General features: G+C 49.4%; 14 protein-coding genes and 1 pseudogene. 13 read left to right on the top strand and 2 right to left on the bottom strand.

Features of this window, described 5'->3' with window-relative positions:
- The first annotated feature begins 2 nt into the window (after nucleotides 1-2).
- The 13 genes from BT173_RS19455 (at nucleotide 3) to BT173_RS16205 (ending at nucleotide 14,166) form a co-directional block, all read left to right on the top strand.
- A complete protein-coding gene (locus BT173_RS19455; protein WP_139256203.1) occupies nucleotides 3-1,058 on the top strand; it encodes a hypothetical protein in 1,056 nt (351 codons plus the stop codon).
- Entirely contained in the window at nucleotides 1,055-2,338 is a 1,284-nt protein-coding gene (locus tag BT173_RS19450) for a CDP-glycerol glycerophosphotransferase family protein (RefSeq protein ID WP_139256202.1), read from the top strand. Before BT173_RS19455 ends, BT173_RS19450 begins: the two co-directional genes overlap by 4 nt.
- Nucleotides 2,339-2,372: 34 nt before the next feature.
- Nucleotides 2,373-3,698 (top strand): N-acetyl sugar amidotransferase, encoded by a 1,326-nt coding sequence (locus BT173_RS16255; protein ID WP_072429730.1) that lies wholly within the window; start codon nucleotides 2,373-2,375, stop codon nucleotides 3,696-3,698.
- A gap of 3 nt (nucleotides 3,699-3,701) precedes the next feature.
- Nucleotides 3,702-4,463, top strand: coding sequence for an imidazole glycerol phosphate synthase subunit HisF (gene hisF / locus BT173_RS16250; protein WP_072429729.1), 762 nt, complete (start codon nucleotides 3,702-3,704; stop codon nucleotides 4,461-4,463).
- A gap of 3 nt (nucleotides 4,464-4,466) precedes the next feature.
- Nucleotides 4,467-5,123 carry an imidazole glycerol phosphate synthase subunit HisH gene (gene hisH, locus BT173_RS16245; protein WP_072429728.1) on the top strand — a complete coding sequence of 219 codons (657 nt, stop codon included), beginning with the start codon at nucleotides 4,467-4,469 and terminating at the stop codon, nucleotides 5,121-5,123.
- 55 nt (nucleotides 5,124-5,178) lie between these two features.
- Entirely contained in the window at nucleotides 5,179-6,162 is a 984-nt protein-coding gene (locus BT173_RS16240; protein WP_072429845.1) for a Gfo/Idh/MocA family protein, read from the top strand.
- Nucleotides 6,159-6,857, top strand: a complete 699-nt coding sequence (locus tag BT173_RS16235; protein ID WP_072429727.1) for an acylneuraminate cytidylyltransferase family protein — start codon at nucleotides 6,159-6,161, stop codon at nucleotides 6,855-6,857. The genes BT173_RS16240 and BT173_RS16235 overlap by 4 nt, the downstream gene beginning before the upstream one ends.
- 2 nt (nucleotides 6,858-6,859) lie before the next feature.
- Nucleotides 6,860-7,648 (top strand): SDR family oxidoreductase, encoded by a 789-nt coding sequence (locus BT173_RS16230; protein WP_072429726.1) that lies wholly within the window; start codon nucleotides 6,860-6,862, stop codon nucleotides 7,646-7,648.
- A 5-nt stretch (nucleotides 7,649-7,653) separates the two neighbouring features.
- Complete coding sequence (gene neuB / locus BT173_RS16225) at nucleotides 7,654-8,694, top strand: N-acetylneuraminate synthase (protein ID WP_072429725.1); 1,041 nt, start codon at nucleotides 7,654-7,656, stop codon at nucleotides 8,692-8,694.
- Between the two features lie 8 nt (nucleotides 8,695-8,702).
- On the top strand, nucleotides 8,703-9,833 hold the full coding sequence (gene neuC, locus BT173_RS16220) for a UDP-N-acetylglucosamine 2-epimerase (protein WP_084658751.1): 1,131 nt from the start codon (nucleotides 8,703-8,705) through the stop codon (nucleotides 9,831-9,833).
- Nucleotides 9,823-10,473 (top strand): acetyltransferase, encoded by a 651-nt coding sequence (locus BT173_RS16215; RefSeq protein ID WP_072429723.1) that lies wholly within the window; start codon nucleotides 9,823-9,825, stop codon nucleotides 10,471-10,473. Before neuC ends, BT173_RS16215 begins: the two co-directional genes overlap by 11 nt.
- Nucleotides 10,442-11,986: an aminotransferase class I/II-fold pyridoxal phosphate-dependent enzyme gene (locus BT173_RS16210; RefSeq protein ID WP_281247384.1), complete on the top strand. Its 1,545-nt coding sequence runs from the start codon at nucleotides 10,442-10,444 to the stop codon at nucleotides 11,984-11,986. Before BT173_RS16215 ends, BT173_RS16210 begins: the two co-directional genes overlap by 32 nt.
- Before the next feature lie 170 nt (nucleotides 11,987-12,156).
- Nucleotides 12,157-14,166 (top strand): polysaccharide biosynthesis protein, encoded by a 2,010-nt coding sequence (locus tag BT173_RS16205; protein ID WP_308417590.1) that lies wholly within the window; start codon nucleotides 12,157-12,159, stop codon nucleotides 14,164-14,166.
- A gap of 110 nt (nucleotides 14,167-14,276) precedes the next feature.
- Here BT173_RS16205 and BT173_RS19885 read toward each other — a convergent pair.
- Together BT173_RS19885 and BT173_RS16200 are read right to left on the bottom strand one after the other, a co-directional pair.
- A pseudogene (locus BT173_RS19885) lies at nucleotides 14,277-14,522 on the bottom strand (IS3 family transposase); the annotation flags it as partial.
- Between the two features lie 5 nt (nucleotides 14,523-14,527).
- Nucleotides 14,528-14,866 (bottom strand): integrase core domain-containing protein (locus tag BT173_RS16200; protein WP_245794197.1); only part of this gene is annotated, 339 nt, incomplete at its 5' end.

Raw genomic sequence — 14,866 nt, 5'->3', positions numbered from 1 at the left:
TTATGGGTAAAGGTCAATCTCGAAGCCTGAAAACTACTGGTGTGCCAGTATGGCTGACCCTAGCTGTTTCCTGCATATCCATTTTGGTATGTACGTTGGCGGGCCGAGTTTATCTCTCGCTCGATGAAGACTTGATATCTGGAGACGGCTACGCAAACCAGGTCGCTTTTGTGTTAAGTATTGCTGAGAGTGGAAGTGATTGGACTGAGCTCGATCTGTTGATTTGGATTCATGCTTTGCGTGCTATTGTTGCGCAAATGTTTCTTTGGGTTGAATCTGTGGGTGGCGGGGGAGCTTCTGCTGCAATGATGGTAGGGCTGATGTGGCCTGTGATATCTCTTTTCAAGGACGCGCGTCGAGGCTACGTTGGGTTACTTCTACCTTGTATGATGTTGATATTGAGTTATCGAAGCATTTTAGTGTTTCTGTCGGTTGGATATCTACTAGCTTACATGATTAAGCGTCCATCCACATGGCTGTTAGTCGTTGCTTTTATACTCGCCAACCTGAGTTCCGGTTCGGTCATGACCTCTCTGGTAATTACATTCCTACTAGGGCGTGCTTATCGTCCAAGGTCATTGCCGTTGACGATATATATGCTGTTTTTGTTTGTATCACTTGCCATATCTGTTGTTGATAAATATGCCGGATTTATTGCTGGGGAAAGTGGTTACCAGGCTACAGTGGATGGTGCTACTGGCATGTTTGCTATCATCTCTCGCAGTACGATCGTAGTTTCCTTTTTGAGTGGTGACTTTCTGCGTGGAGGGGTATACGTCGGAATGCTTATGGCTGCGGTTTATGGATTCCTTATTGCTTGCTGTAAACGCGTGAATCGTGGTTATGCGGTTATATTCCTTGGCGGCCTACCGGCATTTATGTTGGAAGGACTTGGCGTAATATCCTTGCTGGTTCCTGTTCTCTTATTCTTGGCGGGCTATCAATTACCGCTTCGTCCCGAATATTTAAGCGGTGCTCATTTATCACGGCGCTCCCATGGCCGTAAGAATCGCTTAATTCCAGCTAAGCCCTTCTCTTCAGGAGTGTCATCATTATGATTGACGTTACATCGACTTTGACTCCAGAGCATCATTCACCAGATGTTGCTTCCGAGCTCGTAGTTTTTGTGACCTATGGGGGCGGGCATGTCGCCATGCTTGCCCCGGTAGCGCGCGCTTTACAAGTTGCTGGACGGCCCTATGTCTTTTTGGCGCTCACGACTGCGGGGGCGTACCTTGAGCGTTTTGGTCTGCCCTACATCGGCTATCGAGATCTGCCTGGTGCGACTGATTCTGACGTCCTGGATTTAGGGGGGCGGCTGGCTCGAGCGCTACCTCAGGGAGGTGTGGTTCCTGCAGAGGAAACTGTCGCCTACTTGGGGCTGAACTACCGGGAGCTGATACAAGAGCATGGCGAGGAGGCGGCTGCTTCTCTTTACTCCTCTTTAGGCCGCCAAGCCTTCCTGCCTGTAGCATTGTTTACTCGCTGGTTTAAGGCTTTACACCCTGCTTTGGTAGTGGCAACTAACTCCCCCAGAAGCGAGCGAGCGGCAATTCTTGCTGCCGGGCGACTGCAGATTCCTTCCTTGTGTGCTGTTGACATCTTTGGTTTGCAGGAAGTGCAGTGGATCGGACAGCAAGCGTATGCACAGCGTGTTTGCGTGCTGAATGAAGAAGTGCGAAGGATGTTCCTTCTCCATGGGCGCCGTGAGGATGAAGTCGTTGTTACGGGAAATCCGGCTTTTGAGCGGCTCACCCATCCTGATGTGCGGCGTGCTGGCCTTGCCATTCGGGAGGCTCGTGGCTGGGATGATGGTCGCTGTGTGATACTTTGGGCGTCGCAAATAGAGCCAGCTCGTCATCCATTTGCTGACCGCAGCGGGGATTCAGCTTTGCCCAGAAAGATCGAGGCAAAGTTGCGCAGCGTTGTTGAAGGCGACGATAGATACCGACTGATAGTAAGATACCACCCTAGCGAGTGTGTTGAGTTTCAGTTTGGTCAGGATCGTGTCGATTTCAGCCCTGCCCATGAAGACTTGGCAGTCTTGTTGCATGCGGTGGATGTTGTAGTAGTGACTGCATCGACAGTGGGCTTAGAGGCTCATCTGGCTGGCCGAATGGTGGTTTCGATAGATGCCTCGGTGTTTACCCCGGACGCCCCATATAGCCAAATGGGTGTTTCCGCTGGCGTGCAATCTTTGGATGAGCTGGAGGATCTCTTGCGAGATGGCCTTATGCAAGTCCAAGTGCAAAATTCCCCGGTTGTAGTGCGTGAGGATCTTGTAGGTATGAGCCCCACGCAGAAGATTGTGCAAGTCATTGATGCATTGTTGACTTAAGTAATTGATTGAATTCATTTCAAGGAGTTTGAACGTGGAACGTATTGCTGCACCTCAAGAGATAGATAAGTCTAAGTTTCTCGAGTCTGCTCAGGTGTCTGAGACAAAGTATGGGCTCCCTTCCGACGTTGTTTTCTGTAAGCGGTGTGTGATTTCGAATCAACGTCCGAACTCTGCAGTCGAGTACACGCACACTAAGGAGTCGAAGAAAAAAACTATCCACTTCGACGAAGAGGGGGTCTGTGATGCTTGTCGTTTTGCAGAGAAGAAGCATGGAACGATCGACTGGGATGAGCGTGAGCGTGAGTTGCGTGATTTGTTGGATCGACATCGCAGCAAGGACGGCAGCTATGACTGTATTGTTCCAGGCTCTGGTGGCAAGGATAGTTTCTATGCGTCGCATATCCTGCGTTACAAGTACGGGATGCACCCTCTCACTGTGACGTGGGCTCCTCACACTTATACCGAATGGGGTTGGCGCAACTTTCAGCGTTGGATTCACGCCGGTCACGACAACTATCTGATGACACCAAACGGCAGAGCGCATCGACTCTTGACGCGCTTAGCGGTGGATAATCTGTTTCATCCCTTTCAAGCCTTCATGTTCGGTCAGAAAGCTTTGGCGCCAAAAATGTCTTTGCTTTTCAATATCCCCCTGGTTATTTACGGGGAAAATGAGGCTGAGTACGGCAACCCAATTGGTGATACTGAGTCCGCAAAGCGTGATTGGTCCTACTTTACTGCAGAGGATCAATCCAAAGTAAGCTTAGGTGGAGTTGCTGTTACTGATCTCAAGAAGCACTTTGGATTGGAGCAGCATGATCTGGCACCTTATTTGCCTGCCAATCCAAATGAAATTGAGGAAAAAAAGACAGAGGTCCATTACCTCGGCTACTACCTAAAGTGGCACCCTCAGGCGTGTTATTACTATGCCGTTGAGCATGGTGGCTTTGAGGCATCGCCAGAGCGTACTCCGGGTACGTACAGCAAGTACAACAGCATTGATGATCGCATCGATGACTTTCACTACTACACGACTGGGGTCAAGTTTGGTATCGGTCGCGCTAGTTATGATGCGGCTCAGGAAATTCGATCGGGAGACATCTTGCGGGAGGAGGGGATTGCGCTCGTTAAACGTTACGATCACGAGTTCCCAGAGCGATTTGCAGAAGAGATATTCAAGTACCTTAGCATTCCAGCCAGCGAATTTCCTCAAGCATCCAAAATGTTTGAAGATCCCATCATGACCCGTGACTACTTTACGCGTCTTGCTGATTCCTTCCGTTCCCCACATCTTTGGAAATGGGACGAGGAACAGTGGAAACTGCGTCACGCTGTATGGCATCCGGATGTGAAATAGCCCATGAGTAATCTTCGTATCATTCCGCGGTTAGATATCAAAGGCCCAAACCTTATCAAAGGCGTGCGTCTGGAAGGCTTGCGCGTTATCGGTGATCCTCAACAACACGCGATTCGTTATTACGAGGCCGGCGCTGATGAGCTCATTTACATGGATATCGTGGCAAGCCTTTATGGCCGCAACAACCTTAGCGACATTGTGAAGAAAGCGGCACGGGATGTATTCGTGCCGATAACGGTCGGTGGGGGTATTCGTTCTGTTGATGATGCCCGCGACATTTTACGATCCGGCGCTGACAAAGTTGCAATCAATACGGCCGCGGTGCGTCACCCTGAATTGATTCGTGACGTGTCTCGCCGATTTGGTTCTCAGGCAATGGTTCTGTCTATCGAAGCTAAGGAGGTGGCTCATGGTAGGTGGGAGGCTTACACCGACAATGGTCGAGAGCGCACAGGTCTAGATGTCTTGGAATGGGTTATGCGTGGGGTTGAGTTGGGTGCGGGCGAGGTGTTGGTTACCTCTGTCGATCGTGAGGGTACGCGCCAAGGCTATGATCTAGACTTGGTTCGCGCGATTAGTGCGGCAGTGCCAGTTCCTGTGGTGGCGAGTGGTGGCATGGGAACTGTATCGCATTTTGTACAGGCAGCCCAGGTTGGGCGGGCTGATGCAATTGCGATGGCTGATGTTTTGCACTTTGGGCGTCTATCCGTGGGCGATATTCGTGCTGCCGCTCTTGATGCAGGTCTCCCAGTTAGAAAGTATTAATTCATGAGTCATATTTCTAAGGCCAAGGTCACTATCCTCGATTACGGGATGTGCAATCTCTTCAATGTGGTAAGGGCCTTTGAGCATTCTGGCGCAGATGTCCAAGTAACAGATGATCCAAGTAAAGTATCAAGTGCAGAGCGACTGGTTGTGCCTGGGGTGGGGGCGTTTAAGGACAGCATACGTGAGCTGACCGAGAGAGGGTTTGGAGATGCAATTCGAGCCTTTGTGCATGCGCAACGTCCGTTATTTGGTATTTGTGTGGGCATGCAAATACTCTTTGACTCCAGCGAAGAGTTCGGGGAGCACCGAGGATTGAGTATTTTACCTGGGCGTGTTCAAGCGGTCCCATCCGCTACTGTAATGGGTGAGTCTCAACGTGTACCCCATATTGGTTGGAATCATCTAGTCCCTGCTGATGGCCGTACTTGGCAGGGCACCATGCTTGCTCCTTTTGAGGGTAAGTCTCCCGCCGTGTATTTTGTACATTCTTTCTCCGCGGTACCTAAGTGTGAGACTGATCGTCTAGCGGATTGCATTTACGGCGGTCATCACATTTGTGCTGCTGTAGCACGCGATAACGTAATGGCGACTCAGTTTCACCCTGAAAGGAGTGGTGACATTGGTTTGGCGATTATTCGGCAGTACTTGAGTTTGTAATGTGAACTCATGCTGTTAGTTGGACTTCAACCATTCGGTGTTGATGGTGAATGCAATGAATCTACTTTTAATTGGAACTGGCTCTATTGGGCTTCGCCATTTGGCTAATGTCCGTTTCCTGTGTCCAAACGTTCATGTATACGTACTCCGTGAGGGTTGTCGTGCAACTAGTTTAGACATCGAGGCGCTGGGTTGTCATGTTTCTGTGGTAACCAGTCTGGACGAGGCGATCAGGATCAAGTTGGATTTGATGGTGATTGCCAATCCGACTTCAATGCATTTGCGCTACTTGATCGCGGCTATAGAACATGGTGTTCCATTTTATATTGAGAAGCCGGTACTTTCCTCGTTGGATGAGGTTGAACAGCTAAAGCAATGTATTAATCGTATGGGTGGTCGGTTACCTCCAAATCAGGTGGGGTGTAACCTTCGTTTCCTGCCTTCGTTGGTTGCCCTACGATCACTGGTGCGATCCGGTGGGCTAGGGCGAATCGCCCATGCGAGCTTTGAGGCGGGTCAGTGGCTGCCAGACTGGCGACCTAAGTCTGATTATCGCTCTAGTTATAGTGCCAAGCGTTCAATGGGGGGGGGGGTCTCTCTGGATCTTATTCATGAGATTGATGCTGCACGTTGGATACTTGGTGAATTTATCGACGTTCATGGAGCTTTGGGCTACGGTTCCTCTTTGGGAATAGAGACTGAGGATTGTGCTTGTTTTGTTATGAAATCAGAGGCTGGTTCATTGGCTACGGTCCAGTTGGATTATGTTAGCAGGCAGCCATTTCGTCGCTATAGAATAGTCGGCGATCTAGGCACCGCTGAGTGGGATATGCCAAAACGTTACATATCTGTTTCTTCCGCTGAAGGCTGTTTGGATTTGTCTTTGGACCATGGTGCGTTTGACGTTGGGCAGACTTATATTGCCGCAATGCGAGAGCTAATATCTGCAATCGAAACTAGTGCGAAAACATCACTGCCGATTGCTGAAGGTATTGCTTCATTAGAATTAGTTTTGAAAGCAAAGTTAATATCATCATGAAGACAGTTGCAACAATTTGTGCTAGAGGGGGCTCCGTTGGTGTCCCCCGGAAAAATATACTGCCGGTTGCTGGCCGACCACTCATTGCTCATTCAATAGAGCAGGCGCTCTCGCTTCCAGAAATCGACGCAGTTTACGTATCAACTGACTGCCCTGAAATTGCTTTAGTTGCTCAGCAGTATGGTGCTCGAGTTCCTTTTCTTCGCCCTTCAGAGTTGGCTACAAGCTCTGCCGCCAAAATTCCTGTGATACAGCATCTTTGCGATTGGATTGACACTCATGACGGTCCGTTTGATCGAATCGTTGATTTAGATCCAACGTCTCCATTGCGACTAACCGAGGATATTGTTGCGTGTTTGAATCTACTCGAAAGTGATGTAGATGCCGTAATAACTGCATTCGAGTCCGAAAAGAACCCATACTTCAATATGGTTGAGAGGAAGGCGGATGGGCACATTGGGTTGGTCTGTGAACAGCAAGGTGGCGTTGTGGCGCGTCAGTTAGCACCTCAGGTTTATTCAATGAATGCATCGATCTATGTGTGGCATAGGCATACGCTGTCTAAGGGGCTCTGGAGTGGGAGTCTAAGGCTCCATACTATGCCTAGGGAGCGCTCTATCGATATTGATAGTCCACTGGACCTCAAAATTGTTGAAATGCTTTTGGCGGAACGTATTTCCGTAGTGCGAGACTAGGAATGAATCGCTTTTCTCTAGATAAGAAGATCATTGTTGTTACTGGCGCAGCAGGTATCTTGGGTAGTTTCTTTTGTCGCGAGCTGGTTGCGGCGGGGGCTCATGTAATTGCCATTGATGCTCAAGCTGCTGCATTAGCTGTACTTCGTGACGGCCTACCATCTCCGCAGCTAGAAACATACTGTGCGGATATTCGTGAGCGCGAGCAAGTAGCTGATATTCGAGCATCGTTACTAAGTCGTTATGGGCACATTGATGGTCTTTTAAACAATGCTGCGACTAAAAGTCCGAATTTCTTTGAGTCCTTTGAGTCTTTCCCTCTGGAGGATTGGGACTATGTTATGTCGGTGAATCTAAAGGGAGCAATGGTGTGCTGCCAGGAATTTGGTACGGTGATGGCTGAGCAGGGTTGCGGTAGTATTGTAAATGTTTTATCGATTTATGGTATTGCTGCACCTGATCAGAGAATTTACGAGGGGTCGGAATACCTAGGACGGGCGATAAACACCCCGGCGGTTTATAGTGCTAGCAAGGCCGGCCTTTGGGGGTTGACACATTACTTATCAAGTTATTGGGGGCATCGTGATGTTCGCGTGAATGCGCTGACACCGGGTGGTATTCAAAGTGGGCAAAATACCAACTTTATAGACCGATATAGTCAACGAGTTCCGTTGGGGCGTATGGGGCAGCCTGAAGATTTGGTCGGTGCTTTGGTATATTTGATGTCCGATGCTTCTTCCTACGTGACCGGTCAGAATATCGTGGTTGATGGTGGCTTAACTGTCTGGTGACTTCAATGTCGAATATTTTCTTCATCGCCGAAGCTGGCGTAAATCACAATGGCTCTGAAGAGCTTGCCCTTCAACTGGTGGAAACGGCTGCGAAATGCGGTGCTGATGCCGTTAAATTTCAAACGTTCACTGCGGATAAGTTGGTACGCAAGGGAGCGGAGAAAGCGGCATATCAAAAAGCGGCCACTGGCGACGGTGATCAGTACAGCATGCTCAAACAGCTGGAAATGTCCCCTGATTTGCACAAAACATTGATCAAGCGCTGCGCTGAGCTAAATATCGAGTTCATGTCTACTCCATTTGACGAGGATGCGGCGGACTTTTTGCTCTCATTGGGCATGCGGCGTATTAAAGTCCCCTCCGGGGAAATTACTAATACTCCATTTTTACGCTTTCTGGCGGCGAAGAATGTTCCTTTGATAGTGTCTTCAGGCATGGCTACGTTGGCGGAAGTGGAGCAAGCTGTGGCCGTGATTGCACAAGAGCGAACTGCTTGTGGTCTCGACAAGCCTCTTGGTGATGTGTTGACATTACTACATTGCACTTCTAATTACCCTGCTAGTCCGGTAGATGTCAATCTATTGGCTATGCGAACTATGGCACATGCTACTGGTTTGCCGGTGGGTTATTCAGATCACACCTTAGGCCTCGCAGTCTCTACTGCTGCAGTCGCCTTGGGCGCGACAGTAATCGAAAAGCACTTTACCTTAGATAAAGGACTGCCAGGCCCTGATCACCCTGCGTCACTTGATCCGATTGAGTTGGCGGAGTTGGTAGCGCAAGTGCGTGCAGCCGAGCAAGCTTTGGGGTCTGCCATCAAGGCCCCCGTGCCATCCGAGCTTCCTGTGAGGGAGTTGGTACGTCGTAGCGTCTGCTTGGCAAAAGATGTTGAAGCGGGCATGCCTCTTACTTCGAAAGATCTTTGTTTACTTCGGCCGGGTACAGGCATTGCGCCAAAGGACTTCGATGCGGTAATTGGCCGCTCATTGGTACGATCTATGTCCGCAGGTAGTGCTTTGGCCTGGGCCGATCTGGTTGTACCGTGAGGCCTGCTGTGCGTCATATCTGTTACATCACCGGTACGCGGGCGGACTTTGGCCTTATCACCTCTACTTTACGGCTTATTCAAGCGGACCCACGTTTCAAACTCAGTATTGTTGTGACGGGCATGCATTTGGCGCCTGAGTTTGGACTAACTGTTAGGGAAATAGAGGCGGAGGGTTTTGAGATCCTTGGTCATGTACCATGTGAGGTCGCTAACGCGGATGGTGCTCAAATGGCTCGCAATATTGGTGTGATGTTGCAGGGATTTACAGATTTGCTGCTACTAAATCGACCAGACATCGTTTTGCTTCTTGGCGATCGCGGAGAGATGCTAGCTGGCGCTCTTGCTGGGGTACATCTGGGTATTCCTGTGGTTCATATACACGGTGGGGAGCGCTCTGGTACTGTTGATGAGCCGGTACGTCACGCAATTTCAAAGCTTTCGCATCTGCACCTTACAGCCACCGCTGCTGCCCGTGAGCGACTGATTCGTATGGGCGAGCAGCCTGAGTTGATTACAGTGGTCGGGGCTCCGGGGCTGGATGGCCTTGATGCCTTTGCTGGTCGAAGCAGAGATGAGCTGTGCAATCAGGAAGGGCTGGATGCTGCAAGGCGTTTGGCTTTGCTGGTTTTTCATCCGGTGTTGCAGGAGGCAGACTGCGCGGGTGCACAAATCCGCCTTATTGCCCAACAATTGCTGGATTCGGACTACCAAGTGTTGGCGCTGATGCCGAACGCAGATTCGGGTAGTTTGGATGTCCGTATGGCTTTGCAGGAGTTTGCAGATATCGGCAATTTTGTCATTAAAACACACTTGCCGAGGCAAGAGTTTGTGGCGTGGATGGCGATAGTCGATTTGATGATTGGCAATTCCTCGAGCGGGATTATCGAAGCTGCAAGCTTCGGTACGCCGGTAATCAATCTGGGTACTAGGCAAAATATGCGAGAGCGCAATTCTAATGTACTAGATGTTCCCGTGGAGGCGGGTGCATTGAGAGTGGCACTTTCTTCAGTGCCGATGCGCCTAGCTTCGCCATATCAGAATGTGTACGGAGATGGTAAGGCTGGCGAGAAAATTGTTCACTACTTGGCTGGTGTTTCGCTGACGCAAGGCTTACTGAATAAATGCAATGCGTACTGAAGCTCCGAATCAGAATAAGCCTCTTATTAATCGAATATTGCTCGTAGGGGCTGGTGGCCACGGTAAGGTCGTCGCGGATGCGTTGCAGCTAAGTGCAGAGGCTGATCAATTATATTTTGTAGATGATCGCGAGTCCTTGTCTGGGCATGTCCTGTTGGGGGTGCAAGTGCTTGGGTCGTTGAGCGCAAATCTCAGCTCTGGAGATTTTGTGCATGTTGCTATTGGTCAGAACCTTGTTCGTCGACGGATTATTGAGGGTATCCGGTCCGATCAGTTGCGGACTGTTCTTCACCCTAGCGCGTTGGTATCTCGTTATGCCAAGGTGGGGAGCGGTTCTTTTGTTGCTGCGGGTGCAGTTCTGGCGCCCTGCTCTGCGCTGGGTGTCGGCGTGATAGTGAATCATGGAGCAGTAGTAGATCATGACTGTTATGTTGGTGATTATTGTCATGTCGCACCATTGGCTAGTCTAGCAGGTGGGGTGAGATTGGAGCCGGGTGTGTTGGTAGGAGCTGGCGCTCGCATACTACCGGGAATCAATATTGGTGCGGATGCTGTGATTGGGGCTGGGGCGGTTGTAAGGCAGGATGTCGCCTCTGGAGATACTGTTGTTGGCGTACCCGCTCGTAGAGTGTTCAAGTAAGTCTAAGGCTGAAGAAAAGATTATGAATAGAATGGCTTTGTTAAAAGAGATTCAGATAACTCGTAACTTGACAGTTCGAGATGCACTGGAACGGCTTGATCGATCTGGTCTAGGTATTTTGTTGTTAGTCACTTCCACTGGAGCATTTGAGCGCACGGTCACAGATGGTGATTTACGCAGACTGATGCTGAGTAATTCCGATCTCAGCTCTACCCTTGCGTTGCTTGGCACCTTAGATCCAGTTACGTTGCGTGTTGGTTCATACACACGTCAGCAGGCGCTGTCTTTGATGAGTGAGCACTCTATTCATCATATTCCAGTCTTAGACGAGGCTGGTTCTGTGGTTGACTTATTGCAACGTAAAGAACTAGATGAGCAGATTTTGCTGTCTACACCGCATATTGGTGATTTCGAACGCGAGTTCGTTGAGGATGCTTTTCGAACGAACTGGATTGCTCCGTTGGGCCCACATGTGGACGCGTTCGAGCGTGAGCTGGCGATGGAGGTTGGTACAAGCCATGCTGCGGCAGTATCTTCTGGTACTGCAGCAATTCACTTGGCACTGCGGTTATTAGACGTCGGCCCTGGAGATAAGGTTTTCTGCTCCGCACTCACTTTCGTCGCAACTGCTAATCCAATTATTTATCAATCCGCCGAGCCTGTATTCATTGATTCTGAGCCTAGTAGTTGGAACATGTCTCCGCTCGCTCTAGAGCGTGCCCTGATAGATGCAAAAGCTGAAGGCCGGCTACCCAAAGCCGTTATTGTCGTGAATCTTTACGGCCAAAGCGCAGATATGGATCCGTTGTTGGACCTTTGTAATGCTTATGGTATTCCATTGGTTGAAGATGCTGCAGAGTCCCTAGGAGCGCGATATAAAAGCCGGCCTAGCGGCTCGCTGGGACGTATGGGGATTTTTTCCTTTAACGGGAATAAGATTATTACCACCTCAGGTGGTGGTATGCTGGTTTCTGATGATGAGTCATTAATCAAACGAGCGCGGTTTCTTGCTACGCAGGCCAGAGAACCTGTGGCTCATTATGAGCATACGACCATTGGCTATAATTATCGTATGAGTAATATTTTGGCTGGCGTGGGACGCGGACAGCTACGTGTGCTCAAGGATCGTGTTGATGCTCGGCGCCGAGTTTTTGAGCGCTATCGCGAAGGACTTAAACATATAGCGGCTATTGAATGGATGAACGAACCTAGTTGGAGTTTTTCGAATCGCTGGTTGAGCACTGGCACGATTAACTTAGCCCATACCCAAGTTGATCTTCGCCAAATGATGAGTCGCTTGATGAATGCCAACATTGAGGCTAGACCGGTTTGGAAGCCTATGCAACTACAGCCATTGTTCGCAAATGCTCGTTATTACAGTCATCGCCCCAATGAGTCAATTTCTGCTCATCTGTTTGAGACGGGTTTCTGTTTGCCATCCGGTTCGAACTTATCTGAAGTGCAACAAGATCGCGTAATTGATGTTCTCAGTGACCTTTTCTCTGGTCGATGAATCGTTAATTGCCTTCTGGATTTTGATGTTTCCCGGTGGGATATATCTTGTTTTGGCGCAATTGGGGGCTATAAACTAATCAGATCATTGTTGAAGCACATGGGATAGCCCCATTTCCCGTTTGCTAATGAGCAGTGCGTCAATCTTGTTGGAGTGTAGGAATGTGAGTCGTGGTTGATAGTTTAATTAAGCAAGCATTAATCAAAACTTACAGTTCTTATGGTGATTCTATGATGTATGTTCTAAGCCGTTTTTCTATGCCAGCATTGGGTTTGCCGCGTTCTGTCAAGCGTACAGTAGTTTTTTCTATGGATGTTGGCCTTTGCGCCTTATCTGTTTGGTTGGCATTTTATTTACGGCTCGATGAGTTTGTGCCTCTGTCGGGTGGTGTGTATTTGGCTATGTGTGCGTCCGTTTCGATAGCAATACCTGTGTTTATTCTTTCCGGGTTCTATCGAGCAATTTTTCGTTATAGCGGTTGGTCGGCGCTTATGGTCGTTGTTCGAGGCGTTAGCATTTATGGTTTGCTTTATGCTGCCATCTTTACTGTTATGGGCATGCCTGACGTGCCGCGAACATTAGGTATCATTCAACCGGTTCTTTTGCTTTTATTGGTAGGGTCATCCAGAGTTTTTGCTCGTGCTTGGTTGGGTGATCAGTACCAAAGCCGGTTTACGCGCATTTCTTGCCCAAAGGTGCTGATTTATGGCGCGGGTAATGCTGGCCGGCAATTAGCAGCAGCCATGGCGCGAAGTCTGGAAATGCAGGTGGTTGGGTTTTTAGACGACGATGATCGTTTACAAGGTCATACTTTGAATGGCCTTCCAATTTATAGCCCTACTGATCTTGAGGTCCTTGTGGCCTCGCTCAAGATAGGTGATGTTCTGCTTGCCATGCCCTCTATATCGCGCCGTCGTCGTAACGAAATCTTGGGCAATATTCGTAAAGCTCATGTTGCTGTGCGAACCCTTCCAAGTGTTACAGATTTGGCGCAAGGCAAGGTAAGTGTATCGGACTTACGTGAGTTGGATATTGACGATCTACTGGGTCGAGAGCCCGTTGCGCCTAATCATATACTATTGGCTAAGAATATAGCGTCTAAAAAGGTGCTCGTAACTGGAGCTGGGGGCTCCATTGGTAGTGAGCTTTGTAGGCAGGTTATTGCTATTGGACCTGCCAAGTTATTATTAATAGAGCAATCAGAGTTTGCTCTATATGCCATTCATCAAGAGCTTGAAGAAAGGCTTGCAAGTCTTGAACTTGAGGCAAGGCCAATTTTGTTGCCTTTGCTGGCATCTGTGCAAGACTATGGTCGTATGCGTGAGATCATGTCTACATGGCAACCTGACACAGTGTTCCATGCCGCCGCCTATAAACATGTGCCGATGGTTGAGCATAATCCTGCCGTGGGAATAAAAAACAACTTGTTAGGTACATTGCGTACGGCACAAGCTGCAGTTGAGGTAGGCGTTTCTGATTTTGTATTAATCAGTACAGATAAGGCAGTGCGGCCCACCAATATAATGGGAGCTAGTAAGAGGCTCGCCGAGATGGTGCTGCAGGCTCTTGCGGAAACCGGCACCAACACCAAATTCAGTATGGTGCGATTTGGTAACGTATTAGGTTCATCCGGCTCTGTAGTTCCCAAGTTTCGCCAGCAGATTCGGGATGGGGGACCGATTACCTTAACTCATCCGGACATTACACGCTATTTCATGACAATTCCCGAAGCTGCGCAACTTGTGGTTCAGGCTGCAGCTATGGCCAAAGGGGGGGATGTATTTGTTTTGGATATGGGGCAACCAGTAAAGATAATAGATCTCGCTCGCCGCATGATTGAGTTATCTGGATTAACTGTGAAGGATGCGCAAAACCCTGATGGCGATATCGGAATTGAGTTGGCTGGCTTGCGGCCAGGAGAGAAGCTTTTTGAGGAGCTGCTGATTGGAGACAACCCACAGCCAACCAAGCACCCGAGAATCATGAAGGCGCACGAGGAGTTTATTCCCTGGGGTGAATTGTTATTACATTTAGAACAATTGGAAGTGGTGTTAAATGAAAACGATGTTGCCTCTATTCGACGGCTAGTCCAAAGGCTAGTACCTGGCTATGTTCCGAGTGATCGAATCGTAGATTGGGTACATATGGCACAGGCTCGTAAAGCTGCTGCAGGGGAGTAGGATGGTATCCAATCTCTTGGAGAGATATAGGCAAGTTTTTGTGGAAGCAGTATGTGAGTGATGAGTAACTTCCCTCGCTGTCTAATTCCTGGCGGCTGACTGCACGTTTAATTGTGGAAGAGTTCTATTTGGTCGAACACATCACGCGTTGCCTCCTCCTGATTATGGGTAGTTCTTGCGACGAATCCGGTTGCACTTGAGCAATTGGAACCAGCTCTTGGCCACGGCGTTGTCGTGACAGCTGCCTCGCCGGTTAACGCTGGGTATCGATGCACTTTCTGGAAGACCTGCCACTCGTAGCTACTGAAGTAGCTGCCTTGGTCCAAATGCGCCTGCACCTTCTGTTTGGGCCATCTTGACCTTACCCCAATCGGTCTACCACGCATAAATTAGCAATCTGAGCGGTTGGGGGTTGATGCTTTTCCCGGTATTCCGCCGGGGTCAAATAGCCCAGCGCACTATGTGGCCGGGCCGCGTTGTAATCGAGACGCCACGCCTCGATCTTCTGTTGTGCATCATGCAGGCTACGGAAGGTATGCTGGTTCAAGCACTCATCCCGGAACCGACCGTTGAAGCTTTCTATGTGCGCGTTATCTACCGGCTTGCCAGGCCGAATGAACTGCAATCGCACACCATGCTCGGAAGCCCATTGATCCAGTGCCTTGCTGGTGAACTCCGGTCCATTGTCCACCTGGATCTG

This window comes from Chitinimonas taiwanensis DSM 18899 (assembly GCF_900119825.1).
Lineage (GTDB): Bacteria > Pseudomonadota > Gammaproteobacteria > Burkholderiales > Chitinimonadaceae > Chitinimonas > Chitinimonas taiwanensis.
This window is presented reverse-complemented; position numbering and strand designations above follow the sequence as displayed.